We start from the raw sequence: 26,996 nt of genomic DNA, 5'->3' as shown, positions 1-26,996 counted from the left end.
TTATGGACAAGATTGTAGTTAACTCGGTTTCTGACATTAATATCAAAGGGTTTGATATTGAAGTCACTCTACCGGACGGTAATGTTCAAGTCATAAGTGATGGCGTGATTTCTGTTGCTGACGGTAGCCTGAATGTGGAAACACGTGAAGGCGAGTTTTCCATGAACGACCTCATCAATCAGACTGGTGTTAACCTAGAAATGGCGTCTAGCGTCTTTTTAGAAAATCAACTTTTTGCCACCGGTGATTCGGTTAAAGGTGATTTAGCGGGTGAAGGCTCTGAGATTGATGCTTTAACAGGTGATGGTGATAAATCAGAGACTGGTGAAGATGCTGAACTTGGTGTATTGAATGATGACGGAACCACAAGTGATCTTGAACAAGGGGCTCTAGAACAAGAATATGCGCAATTGGCTGAGATGCGTGCGGAGCTTGAGGCTAAACAAGCTGCTTTAGACGTGGAAGCGAATGAGGCCGCTCTGCTTCGCCAAGAAGCGCTTGATCAACAAGCCGCTGAGTTGGCTGAAATGCAGGTTGCGCTTGAGAGTCAACTTGCTGCTTTGAATGCAACCGTTGATGATTCTGCGGAAGATAGACAAGAGATATTAGATCAGCAGTTTTCTGATCTTGCAAAACTACAAGCGGAATTGATTGCTCAACAAGCTGAACTGGAAGCCGAAGAAGAAGGCTTGTTGGAACTGGCTGAAGCGATTCTCAGCAATAGTAATATAGATGGAGACTCCGATGTTGAAGATTACATCGTCGAGTTGGCTGGTGATGGTGTAGATGTTGATACCGGAACAGAACTTACTGACACCGGATCCGCGACTTCTAACTCTTCACTTGCTGAAGCTATCGAAGATCTCATTCAGTCCCAAGAAAACGCTATTGAAGCTGCAGTGGCCACTTCCAGTACAGAGAATTCAGAAAGTGTTATAACGGATTCTGCCACCACCACCGCCTCTACACCAACTAGTACCTCTGACTCGACAGTAGCCAGTAGTGCATCTAGTTCAAGCAGCTCGTCTTCAAGTAGTTCTGCAACAGTAGATGACGAGACTACTGCAGTAGATGACGAGACTACTGCAGTAGAAGAAGAGTCGGGAGACAGTGGAGAATCTGATGTCGACTCTTATCTAACGCTACTACTGGATAGCAAAGATGATTCGGGTACTCTTGGCGATTTTGTAACTAACGTCAATACTGACCTATCGTTTTATGGTCAGACGGACCCCGACACAGAGGTGCATTTTGAGTTTATAGATGCAGAGGGTAACACGGCTTTTGAACAGTTCGTTACATCTGACTCGTCAGGTGAGTATCTAGTCGAATTATCAAGTGAATACACCGATGGTTTGTATACGGTAAGCGTTACTACGACATCGGCTTCAGGCGAGGAGCTTTCGGTTACAGAAACACTGATTATCGAGACCCAAGCACCAGACTCGCCAACCGTTATGCTTAGCCTCGAATCAGATACCGCCGCTTCATTTAACCAAGACGACGAAACCAGTGGTTATAACAGTGACACCATCACTAGTGATAGCACTCCAACGTTTGAGGGTACCTCGGAAGCAGGTTCTACGGTAACACTATATATACCAGATCTTTCTATTGATTCTGATGAAGTTATCTACTCTGAATACACCACGACTGCATCTGATGACGGGACTTGGTCTATAAGCCTAACTTCTCCACTCACCATAGATGGTAGCTATAATTATTATGTAACATCGACCGATACAGCCGGCAATATTTCAGCCGAGGCTACAGCAAGTTTTACGCTTGATACCGACGTCTTGCAGGAGTCCGGTCTACTTGCTGAGTCCTCTGATACATCGGGAGATCACAATGAAAGCAGTGGTGGAACTTCCGATGGCATCACGAGCAGTACAACGCCAAGTTTTACCGGAACTGTAGAAGATGAAGCTCAAGTGACGCTTGTTATCAGCGTTGATGGCATCGACTATTTTATTACCCCTACAACCAGTCAATACGCTGATGCAGTTTCGGGTGATGGCAGCTCTATTCAATCGTGGGCAATCAATACGCTATCCGATGGGTATTCAGAGGTATTTACCGACATAGCTGATGGTGATTATAGTTACTATTTTAAGTATGAAGACCAAGCCGGAAATGTTGTTGTTTCGGATGATCAGATCATTACTATTGATACATCCGCACCCAGCGTTACCAGTAGCCTTACTTCCGATACGGACTCATCAGCAGAAGGGTCAAGTTTAACGGGTTTAGATTCAGATAATATTACCAACGACACACAGCCAAGCCTTGGTGGTGAAACAGATGCGAATGCTTGTGTAGAGGTTACGGTTACCTCCAGTGATGGAACTGATTCTTATAGCTATGTGACGTACGCCGATACAGATGGAAATTGGGTGGTTGACCTAAGTGTTGATGAAGATGGAGATAGCGTTAATTTATCGGATGATGATTATACTATACAGGTTGTTGCTACGGACGAAGCTGGCAATTCACAGGACATTAATCACGAAATTATCATCGACACTCAATCTGAATTGAGTGTAACGACAGATATAGCAACAACTACGACAGAGACTACACCAACCCTTGAAGGAACATCAGAAGCCAATTCTATCATTACTATCACGATATATAGTACCAATGACGATGGCTCCGAATTTAGCTATACCCAAAGTACTGAGGCCGATGAGAATGGCGATTGGGAATTGGTGGTTGATGATTCAGCAGAGTTATCGGATGGTACTTATTCGTACTCGTTAACTGCAGTAGATATTGCTGGAAACGAATCTGAAGCAACAGAGGCGATAACCTTTACGATAGATAGTACTGTTGAGCCATTTACGGTCGGGTTAGCCGAAGGTTCTGATACTGGCAGTGATACAACCGACGCTATTACAAAGGATAAAATGCCGACCTTCAGTGGCACAGTAGAGGCAGGCAGCTCTATTGAATTCACTATAGATGGTGTTACTTACGTTCTCGATTCAGACGGTGTTGCATACAAAGATTCAGGTGCCGACGCATCATCGGTGGTGAGTGGTTCTATATCTGGTGAAGACTGGTCTATTACTCTTAATTACAGCCTGTCCGATTCGGATTACTCTTACACTGCTGTTGCGACAGATGAGTTGGGCAATATCTCGTCTACATTGGGTGGCAGTATCACTGTTGACTCAACTATTAGTGCCACGGGTGGATTAGATACCGGTGATATTGAGAACAGCGATAGCGGGTCAGACAACAGTGATGGTATTACACAAGACAGTACTCCAACATTCACAGGAACTGGAACGACTGGAGACACCATCACTGTCACTGTTACCAGTGAAAACAGCAGCATAGAAGACGTAGTAAAAACGGTCACGGTTGATAGTGAAGGTAACTGGACCATCACGTTTGACGAGATGAATGATGGGAATTATGAATATAGCATTGTCGCCAGTGATGTAGCAGGAAATAGTGACACAGTGGTGACTGACGCCACGTTAGTCATCGATAATCAAGGACCATCACCACTAACAGGCGGATTGGATGAATCTAGCGATCACCTGACCACTGATCAACTTACCAATGTACAAAGCATCGATAGCGATTATGTGGATCAATTAGACGACATTACCACGGATGCGAGACCAGTATTAAGCGGTACAGTAGATGCCACTAATATTGATACCCTAGTAATTTATCTTGATGGAGATACCTCCAATCCGATAGTAGCAACACTATCAGCAGATGATGATGGCGATGGTATTGTTGACTGGGACGTTGATCTGGAGGATTACCTTTCCGGTGATCTGAGTGAAGGAGAACACTATTTTACGGTTGAGGCTACGGACTTAGCAGGCAACGTTACTACATCTGATCAGATTGAGTTTTCTGTTGATACCGAGATTAATGGACTGTTTACGGTTAACGGTTCAACAGGGCTTATAACACCAAATATTCTTGATGATAGCTCGGATACAGGCACAGAAGGTGACTTGCTCACATCTGACGCTACACCTACCTTTAGCGGGGACGCAAGTAGCGCGGAAGCTGGGGCAACCATCATTCTTGAGATCGATGGGAATAAATACCAAACGACCGCCAACGAAGATGGATCATGGAGCCTCTCTGTTGACAATGCGTTGCTCACCGATGAAGAGATTGAGAACAATACTGAAGACTCGTTTAGCTTTACACTCACTCAAATAGATAACGCAGGTAATTTTGCGTCGGTAAGCGATATTCTCTATATCGATTCAGGGACTGAGATTACGGTAGGCTCCATCACTGAGGATAATCAGGATTCAGAACAAGATTTTACCACCAATGTCACTTCTCCTACTGTTACTGGAACGGCAGAAGAAGGCGCAACGATTACCTTCACTATAAATGGCACCTCTTATTCCGTTGCAGTCGAAGACGATGATGCTGATGGTAGTGACGACGGGATAGTGAGCTGGTCGGCTGATGACCTCAATTTGTCGGGTTTAACGCCTACCGATGTAGATGAACAGTCGGGTACTGTAACCTACGAATATACCGCTAGCAGTACCGATGAAGCGGGTAATACCGATTCAGAAACCGGTACGATCACGATAGATACAGAAGTGGTGTGGAATGGCAGCATAGACCCGAGTTTATCGCTTGTTGTCGATAACGATGGCACAACATTCTTGGGATCTGAATCAGTGAGCTTTAGTGGAGACATTGAAACAGACGGAAGTATAACGGTCACCGTTACCAAAGATGGTGATTCCACTGGTACCGAAGTTGACATAACCATCAATGAGGACGGTTCATGGTATTCAGATTCGATGACCCTGGAAGAGGATGCGGTATACAGCTATACCATAGTGGCCACCGATTCTGCCGGTAATGAAGAGGTGACGACAGACAGTTTTACTGTTGATACAACGTTACCTAATATCCTAGATTTTGAGATAACACCCGATACTGGATTATCCGATACAAATGCAGGGTATGTCAGTGTTGATACTGATGAGGATATGGTTACCTCAAGTTTGACACCCACGGTTTCTGGTTATACGCAAAGTGGTAACACTGTCGCACTTGTTATCACGGATTCAGAGGGCAATGAATATCGCGTAGATGCGGCTGATATTGATTTCGATACTGGTAATACTCAGTCAGTAGGAGGGGAAACCTTTGTATATTGGAGTTATGACCTAACTCACTTAATCGATTCCGACGGTGATGCTGTAACGTTAACTAACGGGACCTACACAATATCTGCGACAGCAAGCTCATCGACATTTACAACCGAAAGCAGTGTCGAAATAGAGATAGATACAACGGCTCCTGTTATAGATACAAGCGGTGACTTCTCTACCAATGAAATGCCGACGTTTAATGGTTCTGCTGACGATTCTGGGCAGGTAGTAACGGTGATTATCACCAGTACTGACGGTGTGACTGAATATTATAGTGAAACCATTACAGTTGTAGCAGACGAAAGTTGGTCTATTACTTTAGCCGAAGATACGCTTGATGATGGAGCCTACAGCTATACCATTAGCTCAGAAGATTATGCAGGAAATATTAACACTGAAACAGGTACTGTAACCATAGACAGCACCGGACCTGTGTTAACTGCATCGCTTGATAGCGCGACCGATTCAGGTGAATCCTCTGACGATGACATCACTAACTACAATTCAAGTTCAGAAACTAATCAAATGGTCATCAGTGGCATAATTGATGATCCTAATGCAGCGATAAGCCTAGAAATTGACGGCACAATTTATACAGATGCCACCATCTCTGGTAATGAAACAGACGGATATTCATGGTCTGTTGCAGTTACTTCAGTACTTAATGACGATACCTACAGCTATACCGTAACTGCAACCGATGAACTTGGGAATGCGAGCCAAGTAGAGGGCAGTGTTACCGTTGACTCAAGTATCAGTGTGACTACCCAATTTGATTCTCAAACCAATGATGAATCGGATGACGATGTTCAAACGAATGATTCTACACCAGTTTTCAGTGGTACAGGAGATGCTGAGGGTGATGAGATCACGATTAACGTCTATACCGCCGAAGACAGTAGTACACCGGCTTATACGTATTCAACGTCGGTAAATGAAGTTGGTGAATGGTCTTATCTGGTTGACGCTAGTGAAGCGATTACCGATGGAGATTATACCTATTCAGTTACCGCTACGGATACAGCTGGTAATAGTGAAACCATCGATGGTGAAGATTTTACCGTAGATCTATCTGTGAGTACTTTTACCGCCGCTTTGGTATCGGAAGACTCAACACTGACAACCCTCACTGGGGGCGAAGATTCAGATACGTCCGATTCTACACCTAATTTTTCAGGTACTGTGGAGGTGGGCAGTAGTGTCGTGCTGACGATTGGTGGTATCTCTCTGATCGCCAGTGTTGATGCGAGTGGTAACTGGTCGATTACAGATGAAGAGTGGGATGGCATCTCACTTACTGATAATGATTATAGCTATGTAATAGCAGCAATGGATGAGGCTGGAAATAGCGAAACTATATCGGGAAGCCTAAGCATAGACACCGAATTGAACTTCAGCGGAGGGCTATCGGATGATTCTGATACGACTAATGACGCTGATGACGACTATGCTAATGACAACTATACCAGTGTTCAATCCCCAGCGTTTAATGGGATGGGGGATGAGGGCGATACGGTTACCCTAATTATCGCAGTTGTCGATGCGAAAGCTGGAACGGACGATGAAGAGACTACCGAACTTGCTACCTACACAACAACAGTAGGTTCAGATAATTCGTGGAGTATTGATCTCAGTGCTGTGGCGGCTGAAGATGGCATCACGTATACATTAGCAGAAGGTGAATATCGTTATACGCTAACCGCGACAGATGACGCAGAGAATAGTGAAGTTATTTCTGAGTTAATGACCATAGATACGACGACGGTTGTTTCTGGGCAGTTGACTCAAAATGCATTAATAGATACGGGTGAGAGTAGTAGCGATAGTAATACAACCAATACTTCACCAACGTTCACTGGTACCGCAGAAGAAGGTTCAATTGTTGTCGTAACGCTAGTGAATGATAGCGACGCAGCAGATGAACATAGTGAGACAATCACGTTAGGCGATGACGCCACTAGTTGGACGTTAGCTTTTAGTGGGCTAAATTCAGATGCTACTTACTCTTATACCATTACTTCAGAAGATATTGCAGGCAATACGGATACCGAAAACGGTACGCTCATAATCGATAATACTGCCCCAGATATTACTATTAACGCCTATCTAGACACACTAAGTGATACTTCACCTGATGATGAATCATTAGTGAATAACGCAGATAGTGCTGATCTGAGTGCTGATTCTATTACTTCAGATACAACCCCAACCATTACAGGTACAGCTGAAGCTTATATGGCAGTAACTGTACAGGAAGTGGGTTCTGATGAAGTGCTAACCACGACGGCCGATGAGAGTGGTAACTGGTCGGTCACAACATCTGCGTATTCTAGCGATGGTTCTGATGATGGTACGCATACATTCGCCGTGACCTATACAGATACAGCTGGCAATACAATAACAGAAACGATCTCCATAGAGCTGGACACGCAAATTAGCGTTACTGGTGATCTAGAAGATGATAGTGATACTGGACGAGATGTTGGTGGAGCAAGCGATACGTTAGAAACCGCGTCAGATACCATCACAAATGCAAACATCAATGCAACGGAAAATGCTAATACACTCTCATTTGAAGGTACTGGAGAGATTGATCAGAAAGTCACCCTGTACATAGATAATGATGGTGACAATATTGACGAAGAATATACGGCTATTGTGGACGTTGATGGTAATTGGAGTATTGATAATATTGATGTCAGCGCATTGGCTGATGGTACTTACTCCTACTATATTGCTTCAACTGATATTGCAGGTAATCAGGATGCAACCGAAACTCAGTACGTTACCCTTGATCGTTCTGCTCCAACAATAACCGCTGGATTGGACTCAGGTTCCGACTCTGGTGTATCAGATAGCGACGCACTAACTACGGTCGAAATGCCAACCTTTAGCGGAACCACAGATGACGAAAATGCCATTATACAGGTCACTATTGAAGGCGACACAGTAACCGCAACCGTTGACCCAGAGAGCTATGACTCGTCCACTGGGCTTTATTCTTGGAGTGTCACTTGGGAAACTGAGTTAACTGAAGAGAAAGAGTATACCTATACAGTCACAGCGACAGATGTGGCGGGCAACGAGACAAGCTTTGACCAAACGTACGTATATGACAACAGTGTATCTACCGCGACGGTAGAGATTACTAGTACTACGGCTATAGGCTCTGAAAATGGCGATACCCTGGTTAACATCGATGATGACGGATTAATCTTTGGCGGTGAGGTAGAAGCGGACTCCACGGTGACGTTAGTTATCGAAGATAGTGACGGCAATGAAACATCCTATGAAGCGTCCGTTAGTACTGATAGTGATAACGATGGTCTTAGTTCATGGAGTTACACATTAACTGAAGCTGAGGAAAACGCACTAAATGACGGTACATACAGTTACTATATAGAGGTGACGGACTCTGCGGGGAATGAAGATAGCTCAGAGACAGACAACTTTACTGTAGATACACAGGTTGATGATTTTACCGCTCAATTAGATTCAGATTCGGGGCGTACCAGTGAATACGAAAGCGATCTCATCACCAACGAATTTCCGCTGGAATTTAGTGGCACGGCAGAAGCAGGATCGACAGTAATCCTAACCATTGATGGTTACTATTATGAGGCAGTGTTTACTGACTCAACAAGTTGGAGTGTTACCGTTTCAGAAAGCTATCTCTATAGCGGCACTGATAGCGATCTTGGTATCGATGGTTCAGCGAATGTTTGGGCAACAGGATATGATGCTACGACTTCTCTGAGTAGTGGCGATGGTGAGTATGATTATAGCTATATCGTTAAAGATGAAAGTGGCACGATAATCGACAGAACCGACGATGATACCTATACGGATCTTTCTGGAACCATCACTACCGACACTGCCGTTACACAAACGGTTGAAGCTGATCTCAGCAATCTAAGTAGTGTCGATACTGGGACCTATAATTCTGATGGAATTACTCAGATAAGAACTCCCACATTCTCTGGTACAACAGAATTAAACTCAGAAATTACCATTACTATCTATGATGATGACGATAACGAGTTATATTCTTACACGCTTGAAAATAGCGATAGCGAAGATTGGTCGTTTACCATTACAGATGAATTAGCTGACGACGACTATAACTATACAATCGATATTACAGATAAATCAGGGAATGAAACCGCAAGTGCTTCCGAAACAGTGCGCGGATCTTTCACCGTTGATAACCTTTCAGAGTTATCGATTTCAGGTATTGATTCTGATACTGATTCTGCACGTACCATTGGTGACAATACCGACGGATTAGATAGCGATCAGCTTACTAATATTACCCCAACGATTGAAGGTACCTCGGAATCTTATTCTGTCATTACACTTACGCTTACTGAAATTGATGGTTCAGCGATTACTGACTCTAATGGTGATGCCATCACCATTACGGTTACGGCAGAAGAGAATGGCAACTGGTCTATTGATTTAATCAACAACAGCGTACTCTCGGATGCGGGGCTACTAGATACAGATGGAAACCTACTCAACGATGGTACCTATAGCTATACCGTTTCGGCCGTTGATTTGGCAGGAAATACCAGCGCAACCAAAACTAGTAGCTTCCAATATGACACTACTGCCCAAACTGATATTACCTTTAGCGGTGGATTAAGCGATGAAAGTGATACAGGTGCATATAACGACGACGGTTATACCACCGAACAATCGCCAACGTTTAATGGTTTTGGTGAAGTAGGAGCGACGGTTACTTTAGCAATAGATGATGGGACCGTCTCTACGGTCATTACCAGTGAGGATGGTTCTTGGTCTATCGATCTGTCCGATGAGGATATCGATATCTCTTTAGCTGAGGGTGAGTACGAGTACGGATTAACCATTACAGACGATGCTGGAAACTCTAAGGTATTGAATGATCAAACGCTAAACGTTGATCTATCTGACCCTACCGTCTCCTCATTTGAATTAAGTGATGCTTCAGATAGTGGTGATCTTGACTCGGATAATATCACTAATGATACGGTACCAACCTTTGAAGGCTCGATAAGCGAGCAAGGCTTTGTCACGCTGACTGTCTATGGTAGCGATGGCGACGAAGTGGTGGTCATAGAAGATATAGCCACAGATGCAAACGGAAATTGGAGTTATGACCTTTCCGAATATGATGGAAATGATTTTAGCTCTTTGGATTCTGACGACACCTATTCTTATACAATTATCGCGACCGATCTGGCTGGTAATAGTTCAGAAGAGACCACTGCGCTTACATTCGAACTCGACACTACGAATGAAATGACGGCTGAAATGGATTCTGGTTACCAACAGGATGAAAATTCCGTCGCATCTGAGGATCTTGATTCTACCGATACGGACGAGCAGTGGACAAACCCGGCAAGAACAACAAACGATTCTACACCTTCATTCTCAGGAACCATTGAGTCAGATGATGATGAAGTGGTGTTGACGATTTATGACGATGCCGATCCAGCTAATATCGTATTTACAACCACGATAGAAGCCGCGACAGATGGGACTTGGAGCTATGAGCTTGACGCTGCTGATGCTTTGGATGAGGGGGATTACAGCTATAGTATCTCATCAACTGACGTAGCAGGAAATAGCAAAACCGTGTCGAGCGAGTTTACCGTTAATATTGACTCTGATGTCACCATCGTTTCGCAAGGCCTAACGGATGATTCAGATTCCGAGCCGAACAGTGATGCAACGACGTATAGCGATGAAAACGCCGATAATATAACCAACCTAGATCCTGAAATCGAAGGTACTGCGGTTGGAGCGGATTTTATCTCTGTCGTGTTAGAGAGTTATACCGATAATGATGGCACTACGATCGCACTATCAGAAAGTAGTTATACCTATACCACCGAGGTAAATGACGATGGTAGCTGGTCTATAGAACTGGATGGGTTAGTCAATGATGATGGCAGCACCGACGGTTCGTATAGCTATAAAATCATCGCCTATGAGGGCGATACTATTGAAACAGCGGCCGTTACAGAGTTAACAGCCGACAATAGTACCGATGGTTCGAATGTATTTACATTTGGTATTGATACCCAATTTGAAGATGAGAGTGAAAGTGCTTCTATTGATGGTTTGTTAACCGTTACGTCAGGGGAAGGAAGTAGCTATGATGCCACTGCAAACGGTGATATTACCTTTACAGGTACAGCAGAAGAGAACTCAGTAGTAGAGATCAGTATCTATGAGGTATCTGATGATGGCTTGACGCGCACTTTGGTTGAAACCATCACGACCAGAGCCGACATTGAGGGAGTTGATGACAGCTACCATTGGGAAGTGGATTACGAAGGTCTTGCTGACGGCACCTACCAATATGATGTCACGCTTATAGATATTGCCAACAATACAGAGACGGTTGATAGCCAAGAGTTTGTGGTAGACAGCAGTGCTGCCACGCTCAGCGTTACTGGATTAGCACAACAGAGCGACACTGGAGATTATCTAGATGACAGCTATACCAATGATATAACACCGACCATTGAAGGTACGGTCGATGAGGCTGGAACGATTACTCTGACGTTAACCAATGGGTCCGAAACGGTGACGGTGACGGAAGAGGTGAGTGAACCTGGTGACTGGGCTGTTACTGTTCCATCTGGCGACGAACTTTCGGAAGGTGATTGGGATTACTTTGTCGTAATGACGGATGAGGTTGGCAATCAAACGACCTCCGAAACCTACACATTTACTATCGATCTAAACAACGAATTAACAGGCGAGATAGACGCAACACAACTTAATTCTGCTGAGATCTCTTCAACCTCAGAAACGGATGGCGTCGTCACGGTGACTCAGCCTGCAACCACCACCAATAATGGTGAGTTTAGTTTTACTGGTGAAGCGGAAGATGGTGATGTTATTACGCTTACTCTTGTCAGCTCAGACACTGGCTATTCCTATGAGACGACGATATTTGTAACGACGGATTCAGATGCAGACACGCTCGAAGATTGGTCACTAACTCTTAGTGGTGAGAATGTTGTTAGTGTTGAAGGAACTTACACCTATGTTATCTCTTCTACTGATCTGGCGGGCAACGAAAAAATAATCACAGGTGAAGTGACGTATGATGTGACCGAAAGTGTTGTTACAGCAACGGGTGTTAGTGATAATACAGATTCGACGACAGGTTTATCTAGTGAAAGCGACTATTACGAATCGTCAGAAAATGACGATAATATCACCAATGTAGTACCAACCCTTGAAGGGACAGTAAGTGCCGATGCCGTAACGGTTTATGTGCAGCTGGTTAGTGCCGATAGCAACACATTAACTGATACGTCTTTGATTATCGATCAAGATACCAGCTCATCTGAGATTACATCTCTTCTCTCTACAGAAGATTCTTATATCTATATTGCAACGATTTCCGATACAACCAATGATGCGGGCACCTATGATTGGAGTGCCTCAGTTAACGATATTCTCTCCGATGCGGATTTAGGGGAGGGGGCGTACACCTATCAAGTTATCGCTATCGATTCATCAGGAAATATTACTGTCTTAACAACAGATAACGCTGATAGCGAAAGTTTAGAAAACCTTTCGTTTGAGATCGACCTTACTGTTGAAACCTCGACGAGTGAAGGCTACGAACATTCGGATGAAAATGATACCTATGACGATACCGTTGAATCCGAGGTTAATGATTATGATCACCTAAGTAGCAATACTACACCAATATTTAGCGGTTATGGCGAGTCTGATGCCATTGTTACCGTCACTATCTATGATGAAAATGAAGATTCGGTGGTTGAGTTTACTACAAGGGTCTCTTCTACCGATGCCGATGGTGATGGAAACTTTTCGTGGCAAATCGATACATCAGATAGTGAATATGAGTCTATCTTCACCGATGAAGGTTTATCAGACGGTCTGTTAGATGGAACCTATAGCTACACTATTGAAACGACAGATATTGCAGGTAATACGACCACAATAACCCCGACAAATAGCAATACCTTTGAGATAGATGTATCTGTTCCAACCGACTTAGTCTTTGATATGGTGTCAGAAACTGGAACAGCAGAAGCAGAAACTGCCGATAGCAGTCCACTATTTGAGGGTAGCTATACGGATGACAGTGCGGCAACCGTATATCTAACCGTGACCGATACTAATAATGCAGAAGTAACCTATACCGTTTCAGTTGATCTTGATGCGGATAGCAGTGATTGGAGTATTGATCTATCTGATGAAAGCATTTCGCTAGACGATGGAGATTATACATACTCTATCGTTGTGGTAGACCAAGCTGGAAATGAAACGGTAAGTAGCACCCAAACATTTACTGTTGATACAGTGAATGAATTAACAGGAGAGTTAAGTTCAGATTCAGATTCAGGGGTCAACGACGATTCTAATTATACCAATCCAGAGCTTTACGATAATGAAGATTCAATTGATAGCACTGAGATTACTTTTACTGGTACAGGTGAAGCCGGCGCTATTGTCACTATCACACTGAGCAGCGATGACCCAGGTGCTGATGATGTCGTCATTACCGATATAGAGATAACAGAAGATGGCAGTTGGTCTTATTCACTGGTTGAGGATGAAAATGAAGAAGGGCAGTTAGTTGATGGTGCAACCTATCAATACACTATCTCATCGACAGACTCAGTAGGTATCACCAAAACGATCGGTAATGATGGTATCGTCCAGACAGTAACGATAGATGAAGCAGAGGTTACTCTCTCTTCAGAAGATGCGACAACGAATTACGATTTTATTGTCGACAAAACCGCGCCAGATGAAGCAACCGTCGATGGGTTAACGTTTGAAACGGATACCGCAGCAGAAACCTATACTGAAGCGACAGATGATCAACGTAATGACAACATTTCTAACGCGACAACAGTAACGGTAGAGGGCAGTTTCTCTTCTGATGAAGAGGATCTAATAGCAAGTGTTCAACTTGTATTGCTTACTCAAGATGGTAGCGAGTTAGATGAATCGTTGTATTCCTTTACTGGTGATATTGACGCTACCAACTGGACAGTAGATATTGATACATCATCATTAGATGACGCTAGTTATACCTACCAGGTTGTTCTTACCGATCTCGCTGGAAATACCAGCGTACAAACCTACGAGACAGATGGAACCACGACGCTCAGCTTCGAGCTAGATACTGCAGATCCAGTTGACCCAACCAATGATGGTTACGGTGACGATGATAGTGATTTCTTAGATCACAGCGGTGATGATACCGATAATATCACCAGCAGCACTACTCCTACGTTTACCGGTTTTGCTGAAGCAGGAGCGCTAGTCACTCTCTTATTTGCAAGCGGTGCGACCTATTCCGCTTATGCGGATTCAGGAGATGGATCTTGGACGATCAACGTTACTGACGACGCTTTTACAGAAGATGGCACTTATACCTATACCGTGACTACAGAAGATACAGCAGGTAATAGCTCAAGTGTGAGTAGTGAGTTTGAGATCGATACTACGGCTCCTAGTCATGTAGTGGTTGAATTACAACCCGACGATTCTGTAGAAGATGATACCTATATCGATGCGGATGAAGATGGCGCCCTCGCCGATCTTTCAACCCTGACGACTATCGTCACAGATGGAAATGACAGCTATACGGTACCTCTACTAGGTGAATCGAGCCCTGTATTTACTGTGCAAGCAGAAGCCGATACTGTTGTAACTTTAACGATAACAGATTTAGACGATGCCAATACTGTTTATATCTATTATGTCACTATCACAGAGGCTAACACGACTAGCGCAACCTACGTGATTACGGATGCTAGTGGTACAGAAATGTACACAGGCTCTAGTAATTTAGATGCAGATGGTATAGCGACAGTAAGTTTTGAGGTCGACGAGTTGTCTGTTGATGCTAGCGGTACTGCTGAGTATAAATACGAAGTAGTTGCGGAAGATTTCTCTGGTAATGAGGCGAGCAATGTTGTTATTGATACGCCTACGGTTGATGGATTGATTGTTGATGCAGGCTATTTTGCATTGGATACGTCGACATCACTTACTGCGAGTCTAAGTGCAGCAAGTGATACTGGATCTGATGATAGCGATAAGGTAACGAAAAACCAGAATCTGGAGTTCACTGGAACCGCTGAAGAAGGGGCAACGATTGTCGTTGAGATCTTCGACTCTAACGGCAGTGTTGATAGCGTTACGACTCTGGTTGACGTTGACGGTGTGTGGTCTGTAACCTCGAACCTATTAGCTGAAGGCGACTATTACGCAGTTGTCACCTCGACAGATACCTCGGGTAACCAAACCACAAGTACTATCGAAGATATAACAGTCGATATTACAGAACCTACCGCAACAGATTTGCTCTCTGCAAGCGTGACTCCTCTGTATGATTATACTTCGGAAACCTCCGATGATGATGGAAACTCTGGTGACTTAGTTACGTCATCAACAACCGTTTCGATTAGTGGGGACGACAGCGGCTCTAGCCTTGAGGAAGGTGATGTTGTTACTGTTTACGTCTACGAGGTCGATGAAGCCGGTGACGCTGTTAGTGGTGGAGTAAGTACCACGGTTTCTGCCACGGTGATTAGTGATGGTTCATGGGTTGCCGATGTCACCTTGAATGTCGATGATGAAACCACATTTGGCTATAGCTTATCGGTGGTTGATGCTGCCGGTAATACAGACGATACGAGCGTCTCAACAAAAGATTATGCGGCGTTAAATACCTTTACCATTGATCCGTTTAATATCGTATTTACGGAATATGAAAATACATCTGGTGATGAGTTAACAGGTGACTATCAAGGCAGTAGTACTGCTGACTTTTATACTCAATCGTCAACATTTAAGGCGGTCGGTACAATAGATGACAATGTATCGAGTTGGAGCATATCGATCGTTGATTCGGATGGTACAGCGCTGAGTACTAGTGCCTATACGTTCGCGATTAATGATTTAGACGATAGCGACGGGCAACAAGAGTGGACCCTATCTTTTGATGGGCTCGATGATGACACGTATACCTACACCATAACGGCTACAGATGATAATGGTTTTTCCAACACACTAACAAATTCAGTTACTGTCGATAATGTGGCAACGTCAGTACCAACCGTAAGTCTAATTAATGGCGATGCTCCTTCATATGATGGGTATGACCTCGGTTCAGTTACATACACGGATACGGATACCGGAGATTATAACCTTAACCAGCTAACATTCTCAGGTACTGCCGAAGCATACGCGACGGTCACGCTCTATTTTACATCGACATCTGGCGAACAAGATTCCTATACGTTAACGACATCTGCCGATGCGAACGGTAATTGGACGTTGATCGTTGATACTGACGATGATTCTGTACCAGAAGGCACCTATTACTATAGCTTTATTGCAACCGACCTTGCCGGAAACGATAGTGATGCGAGTGATGGTTATCTCATTGATTACGATACCACTGCACCTGTTTTTGATTCTGTAGTGTTGACTGCGGATGAAGTGAGTTCAGATGGTGTGGCAGCGGATACTTATACTAGTAGCGATAACTGGTGGGTAGTGAATTCTCAGGAAACGCTATCTATTACTTTTTCTGTATCCGATGAGAATAGCAATCTAGATTTTGCGTCATTTAGTTTGACAATAGGTGGTGTCGATTATTCCAGTTCCATCGTTGATAATAGTGATGGTACTTATACCATCGACTTGAGTAGTTCAGGTTTAGATTTTGGTAAGTATAAAGTTATCTTTACCGCAATCGATACAAACGGCAATGAGACAGCATTTGAAAAAACATTAACCTATGATGAGTCGATTAATGTCACTGTTGAACTGGCGGCAGCTTCTGATACTGGGGATGATTTTGAAGACAGCTTTACTGCTGATACCACACCAACAATTACTGGTGTTACCGACGCTTATGCAACGGTAACTATTTATGAGTCCGATGGGTTGACCCTTGTTGGTACAACTGCTGCTGATGTTAGCGGTGTATGGAACTATACGTTCAGTACACTTACCTCAGCTGAATATACATACGTAGTTGTGGCAAGTGATTCAGACTCTGATGAAGACAATTTATCCGAAGCGCGCAGTGTTACTTTTACGGTAGATGCAGATGCGCCAGTCCTTTCATACGTTAAAGTATCGTCACTTACCGATTCCGATGAAGATGGAGATAGCGATGACTATGTCGATGACTCAGCAGTCACATCTGAGAACGCGACAAGTGCGGATACGGAAGTGCCGGATCTTGACAGTTATTACAACTGGGTACGTATAGAAGGTACCGTTGATGACACCACAGCAACCGTAAGAATTTATGTTGGTGGTCAATGGCACTCTGTTGATTTGACTACATCTGGTTCTTATAGCCTCGATATCAGCCTTGAAGCGGGAGCAAGCTACGATTATTACGTGGAAGTCACGGATATTGTAGGGAATGTAACAACCTCGAATACCGGAACCATCAATGTCCTCGCGACGGCGGTCACTATCGATGCCAACATAGCTAATGATTCGGCTTTACAAGTTACCACCGATGAAAGTGGCCAAGAGCAACTTATTATTAACAGTGATGTAGGCGTCGGTAGCTCAGTAACCCTAACGGGTACTACAGCGGTGAGTACGGAATATATCGTATTCTTAGCGGATGCCAATGGTGATGCTCTTACCGATAGTAATGGCGATGAAGTCTATTACTACTCTGGTATTTCTGATTCGTCTGATGGTAGCTGGTCTATTTCTGACATCGATCTCGATGATTATGATCTTGAAGACGGTTACCAATTTATCCTGACCTCTAATGGACGCACCGACTCGATAGAAGTCGTTATCGATACAGATATTTCTATTTCCAGTTTTAATGTCTTAGGAGATGTAGAAAACAGTACCGAATATTTTTCTGCATCTACGGTCACAGGCGATCTTATTTCAGGGGCTACAGAGGCAGATGCAACGATTACTCTTGTTTTAACCAATGAAACGACGGGTGATACGTTTGATGAGAGCCAAGTGAACGTTTCCGTTGATGCTGATGGTAATTTCACTATCAGTAATGGCGACGCTGTGCTGACGGACGGTTCATACTCTTACGAGATCACTGCAACAGATAGCGCTGGGAACACGACAACTATTTCGTCATCAGATTCATCCTCAGATGAGTACGTAAGTTTTGTTGTGGATACATCAGCACCAGAAGTTGCCGTAGAAAGTTCTATTACTATCAATGCTATTGATGAAGGTGATCTTTCTACCGTTATCTCTTCCGGTTCCATTACGCCAGAGAATACGGTCTCTTTGAGTGGTACTATCGACATAACAAATGATGATTATAATCAGGTTATCTTGGTTGTTACAGATAGCGAAGGAAGCGATATAACCTACATAGTTCGTTCAGATGATGACTCGGAAACCTCGGATGGTGTGAGCTATGATGAAATAACCGGAGAGTGGTCATTAGAGCTCTCCGAACTTGTTGATGGGGACTATAGCTATACACTGATTAGCGAGGACTCCGCCGGTAACCAAACTGAGCAGACCGCAGATGATGGCGCTTTTACCGTTAAACAGGCGATTGCTTCTGATGACTTAACCTACTCTTTAAGCTATACCCAAGACACCGATACCTCTTCATATGAGACCAGTGATTCTACGTTTGATGTGACGGTCTCAACAGCCAGTGATTCCGATATTACCGTTACAGCCTATTTATATGCTAATGGCACTGAAATTGAGACTAAACAGGTCACTATAGTAAATACTGATGGAGAACAAACTATTACCTTTGGGGATGTTGGTGATAGTGATGAACAGTATCAGATCGAACTTGTGGTTTCAGATATCTATGGCAATAGGTCAACAGAAAACATTACCATTGACTATGACGGCTCACTATCGACATTAGCGCTAATCATGCCAGAAGATACAAGTGGTACTGGGGAATCCACCAGTGATACGACCGTCGAGGTTACGGGTATTACTGAAGATAGTAACGGTTGGATGTACTCAGTAGACGGTGGGGATAACTGGTATGTCGGCTCATCGACCTATAGCTATGACTCAGGTTCAGATACATATAGTGCTACTTTTGAGCTAACCGATAGTAACTATGATGTAGGCGATATTCTAGTTAAACAGACAGACTCTAGCGGTAACGAGAGTACGGTAACTGCGTCTACAGCGGCACTTGTTGTGGATACAAGCGCACCAGAAGCGGTAGCGCTGAGCTTGTCTAACGATACTGGTGTATCAGGTGATTACATTACAACAGACGGTACAGTAACCGTTTCCAATATTGAGTCAGGTGCGACCTGGACCTACTCATACACGTTGGATGGTACACCTTTTAGTTCGCCAGATACTTATGCCTCATCGGACAGTAGCTTTATTCTATCGGATACAGGAACGTATACGGATATAACGGTAACAGTGACAGACGGTGCAGGAAACGAAACAACAACGACGCTTTCTACGCTTACAGTAACAGATACCAACTCAAGTATTTCCATCGCACTAAACAGTGATACCGGTGATAGCGCTAGCGATAACCTGAGCTCGGACGGAACGATTAATGTTTCAGACGTGACTTCGGGTAACAATTGGCTCTATTCAATCGATAGTGGAACAACTTGGTATATTGGCTCTGGTTCGAGTTTTGAACTGAGTGATGGTACCTATGCTTCTGATTCGATCATGGTGAAAGAGGTGAGTACAACAGGTGAGACGGTGACAACGGTTTCATTGTCGACATCTTCTGATCTAACGATTGATACAAGCGCACCAGAAGCGGTAGCGCTAAGCTTGTCTAACGATACTGGTGTATCAGGTGATTACATTACAACAGACGGTACAGTAACCGTCTCCAATATAGAGTCAGGTGCAACCTGGACCTACTCATACACGTTGGATGGTACACCTTTTAGTTCGCCAGATACTTATGCCTCATCGGACAGTAGCTTTATTCTATCGGATACAGGAACGTATACGGATATAACGGTAACAGTGACAGACGGTGCAGGAAACGAAACAACAACGACGCTTTCTACGCTTACAGTAACAGATACCAACTCAAGTATTTCCATCGCACTAAACAGTGATACCGGTGATAGCGCTAGCGATAACCTGAGCTCGGACGGAACGATTAATGTTTCAGATGTGACTTCGGGTAACAATTGGCTCTATTCAATCGATAGTGGAACAACTTGGTATATTGGCTCTGGTTCGAGTTTTGAACTGAGTGATGGTACCTATGCTTCTGATTCGATCATGGTGAAAGAGGTGAGTACAACAGGTGAGACGGTGACAACGGTTTCATTGTCGACATCTTCTGATCTAACGATTGATACAAGCGCACCAGAAGCGGTAGCGCTAAGCTTGTCTAACGATACTGGTGTATCAGGTGATTACATTACAACAGACGGTACAGTAACCGTCTCCAATATAGAGTCAGGTGCAACCTGGACCTACTCATACACGTTGGATGGTACACCTTTTAGTTCGCCAGATACTTATGCCTCATCGGACAGTAGCTTTATTCTATCGGATACAGGAACGTATACGGATATAACGGTAACAGTGACAGACGGTGCAGGAAACGAAACAACAACGACGCTTTCTACGCTTACAGTAACAGATACCAACTCAAGTATTTCCATCGCACTAAACAGTGATACCGGTGATAGCGCTAGCGATAACCTGAGCTCGGACGGAACGATTAATGTTTCAGATGTGACTTCGGGTAACAATTGGCTCTATTCAATCGATAGTGGAACAACTTGGTATATTGGCTCTGGTTCGAGTTTTGAACTGAGTGATGGTACCTATGCTTCTGATTCGATCATGGTGAAAGAGGTGAGTACAACAGGTGAAACGGTGACAACGGTTTCCTTGACAATGACAACAAGCTTGATCATTGATACCACATCGCCTTCTGTTTCAGCCGTATCCATAGATAACACGACCATCTCTGGTTATGCGACCGAAGATTTAAGCTTAACTTTTGCAATAGATGAAGATGGTGATACTACAATTGATTCCATTCAAACTATTGATGTTGAGGTGTCGGGTGATGGTTCTTGGAGCTTAGATGTAGAATCCGACCTAGGGTTAACTGATAGCGCTGTAGATCTATATTTAACTGAAGCAAGTGATAGCGCAGGAAATAGTATCGACAACCTCGATATTCTGCTGCTCGTGGACACGCAAGACCCTACTTTAACTGACTTTACTATTTACGACGATGTTTCAGCTGGAACAACGGACGATACCGGTGTGCTTTCGGATGGAGATTGGACCAATGATAATCAACCAACCTTTGAAGGTACAACAGAAGGTGGCGCAACAGTATCGTTGACAATAGGTGGTGATAGCTATGATGTTACGGCGGATCAAGATGGTTTATGGAGTATCACCGTTGGCACATCGCTTTCTGATGGTAGTTACTCATATAGTATCGATATTGCCGATAGCACCGGTAATACGCTGGATGATGCCGCAACAGGTACGTTAAATGTTGATACAGTGGCGCCAAGCTATGAGAGCCTTTCTTATGATGGCTCTACGGTGAGTTTTACGGCGACTGATGGTGACGGTTCATCGGATGATAGTGGTGTTAGCTCAATTAGTGCGTTACTTGGAGGGAATACTGATGTCGACATTACTAGTTTTTCCGGTTTAGGGGATGTGACAATCGATACCACATCAGTCGACACAAGTGCATCCAACCATTTAGTGGTTACCATTACTGACGCCGCAGGCAATGAAAGTCAAGTAGATACAGACATCTAGATGACAGATCAAACTTAGCAATCAACAAAGCCAGTCAAAGCGACTGGCTTTTATTTTGGATAAGTTTTGGATATTAGACTTTAACAATAGCGTTTTTTTCTGAATTACCTGCTGCTCTCTAATTTCAAACAGATTCGGCAGTTGATTTAATACGGCTTTGTCATGAGATACCACTAATAATATCGCGTGAGGAGCTTCTTGCTTAATGTATTGCAGTAAAGCCGTCACGTCGACCATAGCAAGGTTAGAAAGCGCTTCGTCTAGTATGATTAGATTTTTGTTTGGTTCGATACTCATCAAAATAAGCAGTTTACGCTTTTGCCCAGTAGACATAGGTATCTGGCTAATGTCTCGCTGAAAAATGAACTCATAATCAATAGAAACATGAGTAAAAACTAGACTACAGATCTTTGTGATTTTGTTTACATCTGCCACACCACGGATATAAAAATTGGAATAGATACTCCCTCGAATAAATTCAGAGGAAGGGTCGATAAAGACCACTTGTTTACCAAAAACATTCGGGTCAACATCCATTCCATTGTAGAAATTATTATACAAAATGGTACCAGAATATTCACTGTGGGATTGAACAATAGTGGATAGTAGTGTGGATTTCCCGCTGCCGATCTGTCCGAACAGTCCGTATGTATTACCTTTAGTAAATGTGAGGTTTACATTGGATAGTAACGGCGCTTGCTCGGTGGTAATGCTCACATCTTTTAGACTGATACTGTTAATGGACTCGATGTGTAAACCCTTTGATACCATTTTAGGTTCTAGGTTATCAAAGAGATCCGTCACGGCTAGTTTTAGATGGTGAGTTGAAATTAGAACAAAAAAGGACTTGGTTACGAAATTAATTACGTTGGAGGCCGCTCGCCCATTTAAGATCAGTAGAGCAATGAGCACATTAAAAACACTGGTATCAATCTTAGAGGTATAGAACAGTACCAGGAATAATCCAAAACTGGCTAGAAATGAGCTGACACGTACAAATTCATCCCAGTTAAAATTAAAGCTGGCTAAACTATGGTCACTATCAAACGATTTTTTGCAAGAATGTTCAAAGTTGTCCAGTAGAGACTGGGTATTAAAGAAACGTAACTGTTTGTTATTTCGATAATAAGAGATACGTTCATTAAGTAAATCTTGCTGAGCGGCTTCTAAGTCTAAGTAAATCTTGTAGTTTCGATATCGCATATAAGTCGAAATAACAATGATCACAATATAAAAACTAAATAAACCAAACGCATAACTACCAATGAATAGAAATAGCAACGACATAACTAATAAGAAACTCGCTGCATCCATGAGAACTCCGGGTAGGTTGTCCCAGATTATCTTCCGATTGGACTCGACCATACGCATTTTCGTTAAGCTGTCTTTTTGTTTAAACGCGGGCATGATAGATAAGAGGTAGCGCTCAATTTTTAGGGAGTCTTTCTCCACCTTCCTTAAATGAATATGCTTTATCGTATATTTTAACCCGTACTCACATCCCCATAAAATTAAAAACGCAATCGTGACAAAGGCTAGGGTTGATGCTTGTGAGTTAAAGATCAGGCGAGTATTAAACAAGTTACTGTAAAAAGCCGGAATCAAGACGAAAGGTACCGCTAAGAGTAGGAAAAAGTTTGCTTTAGGAAAAAGTTGGTAAATGACTTCTACGAACTCTTTTGTCTTTAGAATTTTTGGATAACTTTCAATAAATACGATTTCATTTCCAATTAGCGATGATGGGTCGACTTCTTCATGTTTATCATTTATTAGCTTTACTCCAACACGCTGGATATAAACGGGATTTAAGCTAGAAACGATAAAGGCTTCGGGTAGATCGTTAAATGACTTAACCTCTCGTTTTTCGATTGAAAAGTTGAATAAGGAGTCAATGAAAAGAGGTTTCAGCTGAGTAATGATCTGTTCGAGTGTATCTCCCTCGATATGCTTGAATGTTTTCCAATCAAACTTGGCATGAGTTTGCTGCACAAGTAGAGTTATTGCTGACTTCATAAAAACCTCAAACACGATAAGTCAGTGTATAATAAGCACTCTTTACCAATAGCACAAATGAATCCTTACTAGTATGTATTGGACTTTGTGTGGCTATTACAATGACAAAATAGAACCCGAACAACAAGTTACCAAGAGTTGTATAAAAAAGGCTGCGTTGAGTCAAAATACTGTAGGGTAAACCGCACAACGAGACTAAATAAAGGCTAGAATTTAGTATTAAAGGAATCGTATCCATTGATGAAGTGAATGAGCGGGGTTTGTATGAAAATTAGAATACCTTTTCTATTGGGATTATTACTCTCTTCTCTTGCTTTGATAACAGCGAATGCCGCGACCCAGAAAGAGCAGATCGCGATAGACCTTGCGATAGTACTTAATGGAGGGATGGAACCCGAGCAACTGGTTGCACTTTTAATAGAGCAAAAACCTGAACTTGCCGAAGATATTTTCTTGAGTGTTACGCAAGCTCATCCAGAGAAGGCAACAACTATTGCTCAAGCTGCAATTTCTGCCGCACCAATAAAGCAACAGGATCAGCTTTTACTCTCCGCTATTAATCTGGGTATTGACCCAACAGGTGTTGCTACCGCGACCGCCGCGGGTGTACCAAATAAAGCACCGAATAAGGATAATGGGTTGGAATAACTGTAAAAACGGTCGTTAGCAAATAATAATCTTACTCTTGGCTTGAAGCGCGGTTTATTTTCTTTTCAAGCAAAGGGTTATGAAGCTCAATCCTATTTGGGGTTTTGTGGGTATTGTCAACTTAGCACTCGAGGACTAGTGAATAAAAAAACATACCTTAATCTAATTTTTGGACGCAGCTAGCCCTATTCCATTCTGCGAAGGATCGGTCGCGAAAATTGCGATAATGTTTAGCTTTCAGTAAAAGACACCCAGATCGAAACAAGTTATTGATCGCATCATGGCAACTCAAATAGTGTTGCGCTTGTTCTTGGAATTTAAATCTCCGCATCTTCCCTTGCCCTTTTATCTTTGCGCTTTTGCACAAAATATCTATTTCATCACCATCTTTATCTTGTAATTGTACGATGATCTTGGAGGCCAATTAAGCCTTATAATCACATGATAAACGAGGCTAAATTATGAAACGAAAATAACGAGTAATCATTTCCAACCGCCACATCAAAAACCCTAGCAGAAATGCTGGGGTTTTGTCGTTTTAGGTCAGGAAGTTAAGGTATTATAAGAGCTTAACGATAACTGATTCACCTTTCTTATATGCGCCTTTACTAATTAGGGTGTACAAAATGGGTCTAATAATGGCATTACCCGTCAGAAATAAGAACGGTGTTTGGAGTACTCGTGTAGTCATACCTAAAGAGCTGCGTCCGATTATTGGTAGAACAGCTTTAGATATCATCAACCGCAGTCCAATCACTTCGGTATCGGAATATTCGCTAGAGGTGGATTTAGAATCGGGATGATGGGGAGGCAGTGTTTTAACAATGGTAATGGTGAATCTGAATTTACGGCTGTTGAGGTTAGTCATTAGAACTCCTTAAGCTAGTCGTTAACCAAGGTTCTAATATTTGTTTTTAGGGTGGGTTGTTTCGGGTGAGGTAAGGTATGACTGGTTTTGTACGTTATAGAGTTTAATATGAGTCTTATACATTTCGATAAAGACATACAACCATTGTCAGAGTTTCGCGCTGGTGTAGCCTCGTTTATAAAACAAATAAACGAAACTCGTCGTCCATTGGTAATTACTCAACGTGGTAAAGGAGTTGCAGTAGTACTTGATGTCGCTGAATATGAAGCTATGCAAGAGGAGATCGAATTATTGGAAGAAATGCGTACCGCTGAAGCTCAATTGGCATCTGGCTTGGGTGTTTCTCAAGAAGATGCGCGAGCTCAAGTATTAGGACGTATTAAAGGGTGGAAGTAGTTTGGTCCCCTTTAGCATTGCATAATTAGGCACTTATGTTCTAAGTCAAAAGTAAAACGGTTTGATCGAAAATGGGAAGTTAATTTCGATAGAAATACTACCTGTAGCAAAGATACTCAGTCGTTACTTGGACGTTGATTTTCTCCTACTAAGCCATCAAACTTTAGAGATGTCACCTCACTAAGGAACTACTATGAGCGTCATATTTATTACAGGATCGAACCGAGGAATAGGTTTGAGCCTAACTCAACTCTACTTGCAGGCTGGGCACACCGTCTACGCCACATACCGAAATGCTAATTCTGCGAAGTCGCTTTTTGAGCTGCAAGCAAAGCACGGCAACCTTTCTTGTATCGAATTTGATGTAACCGATTATTCTTCTGTTCAAGAATTAGCAGAATCTATCGACAGCATTGATTTGTTGATTAACAACGCGGGCTACTACGGCCCAAAAGGTTATGACTTAGGAAGCATAGATGTGGATGAGTGGCGTCGAGTATTTGAAATCAACAGTATCGCACCTTTAAAGTTGGTGGAAGCATTTTTAAAACCTCTCAACCAAGGTCAAACTAAGAAAATTGCATGTCTATCATCTAAGGTCGGTAGCATGACAGAAAACACATCTGGTGGGGGATACATTTATCGCTCCTCAAAAGCGGCGTTAAACTCGGTGGTAAAAAGCTTGAGTAACGACTTAACTTCTCAAGGCTTTACCGTTCTCGCGCTTCACCCAGGCTGGGTAAAAACCGATATGGGCGGGCCGAACGCATTAATTGCTCCATTAACATCAGCTCAGGGCCTTATAGATGTGATCGAAGCTAGCAACCAGTCAATGAGCGGTCATTTCATCAACTTTGACGGTTCTGCTATCGCATGGTAATTCTTAAACAAAAAATAACAAAGCAAAATAACAGGACAGGTACCATTGTAAGCTCTATTATCTCATTGTTAAATAAAAGAAATAACAGGACAGGTACTATTGTAATCTCTATTATCTCATTGTTACATAATGATTTATAAGCAAATGATAAAGAGCCTGTCCTTGTGATCTTTGTACTACATATTGCGGGCCGTTTGGATACGGATACAACAGGGATAGTTCTGATTATTGAACTAGGCGATAAAAACGG

Annotated in this window: 6 protein-coding genes; 4 read left to right on the top strand and 2 right to left on the bottom strand. The window is 43.0% G+C overall.

The genetic code is table 11. The features are described 5' to 3' along the window. Positions 1–2 precede the first annotated feature (2 nt). Positions 3–21,941, top strand: coding sequence for an Ig-like domain-containing protein (locus tag PGX00_RS11510; RefSeq protein WP_272136377.1), 21,939 nt, complete (start codon positions 3–5; stop codon positions 21,939–21,941). Positions 21,942–21,962: 21 nt separating this feature from the next. Here the strand turns inward: PGX00_RS11510 and PGX00_RS11505 are convergent, their stop codons facing one another. Then, complete coding sequence (locus tag PGX00_RS11505; protein WP_272136374.1) at positions 21,963–23,954, bottom strand: ATP-binding cassette domain-containing protein; 1,992 nt, start codon at positions 23,952–23,954, stop codon at positions 21,963–21,965. Positions 23,955–24,218: 264 nt separating this feature from the next. Between PGX00_RS11505 and PGX00_RS11500 the strand changes: the two genes are divergently transcribed. Then, positions 24,219–24,602 carry a hypothetical protein gene (locus PGX00_RS11500; protein ID WP_272136372.1) on the top strand — a complete coding sequence of 128 codons (384 nt, stop codon included), beginning with the start codon at positions 24,219–24,221 and terminating at the stop codon, positions 24,600–24,602. Between the two features lie 559 nt (positions 24,603–25,161). On the opposite strand, the gene PGX00_RS11495 is transcribed toward PGX00_RS11500, so the two are convergent. Then, on the bottom strand, positions 25,162–25,470 hold the full coding sequence (locus tag PGX00_RS11495) for a hypothetical protein (protein ID WP_272136370.1): 309 nt from the start codon (positions 25,468–25,470) through the stop codon (positions 25,162–25,164). 108 nt (positions 25,471–25,578) lie between these two features. On the opposite strand from PGX00_RS11495, the gene PGX00_RS11490 reads away from it, so the two are divergent. Then, positions 25,579–25,866: a type II toxin-antitoxin system Phd/YefM family antitoxin gene (locus PGX00_RS11490; protein ID WP_272136368.1), complete on the top strand. Its 288-nt coding sequence runs from the start codon at positions 25,579–25,581 to the stop codon at positions 25,864–25,866. 193 nt (positions 25,867–26,059) lie between these two features. Beyond that, positions 26,060–26,746 carry an SDR family oxidoreductase gene (locus PGX00_RS11485; RefSeq protein WP_272136366.1) on the top strand — a complete coding sequence of 229 codons (687 nt, stop codon included), beginning with the start codon at positions 26,060–26,062 and terminating at the stop codon, positions 26,744–26,746. The last annotated feature ends 250 nt before the right edge of the window (positions 26,747–26,996 follow it).

The sequence above is a fragment of the Vibrio algarum genome (assembly GCF_028204155.1).
Taxonomy (GTDB): domain Bacteria; phylum Pseudomonadota; class Gammaproteobacteria; order Enterobacterales; family Vibrionaceae; genus Vibrio; species Vibrio algarum.
Note: the sequence above shows the minus strand (reverse complement) of the source record. Positions and strands in the feature narration are given on the sequence as shown.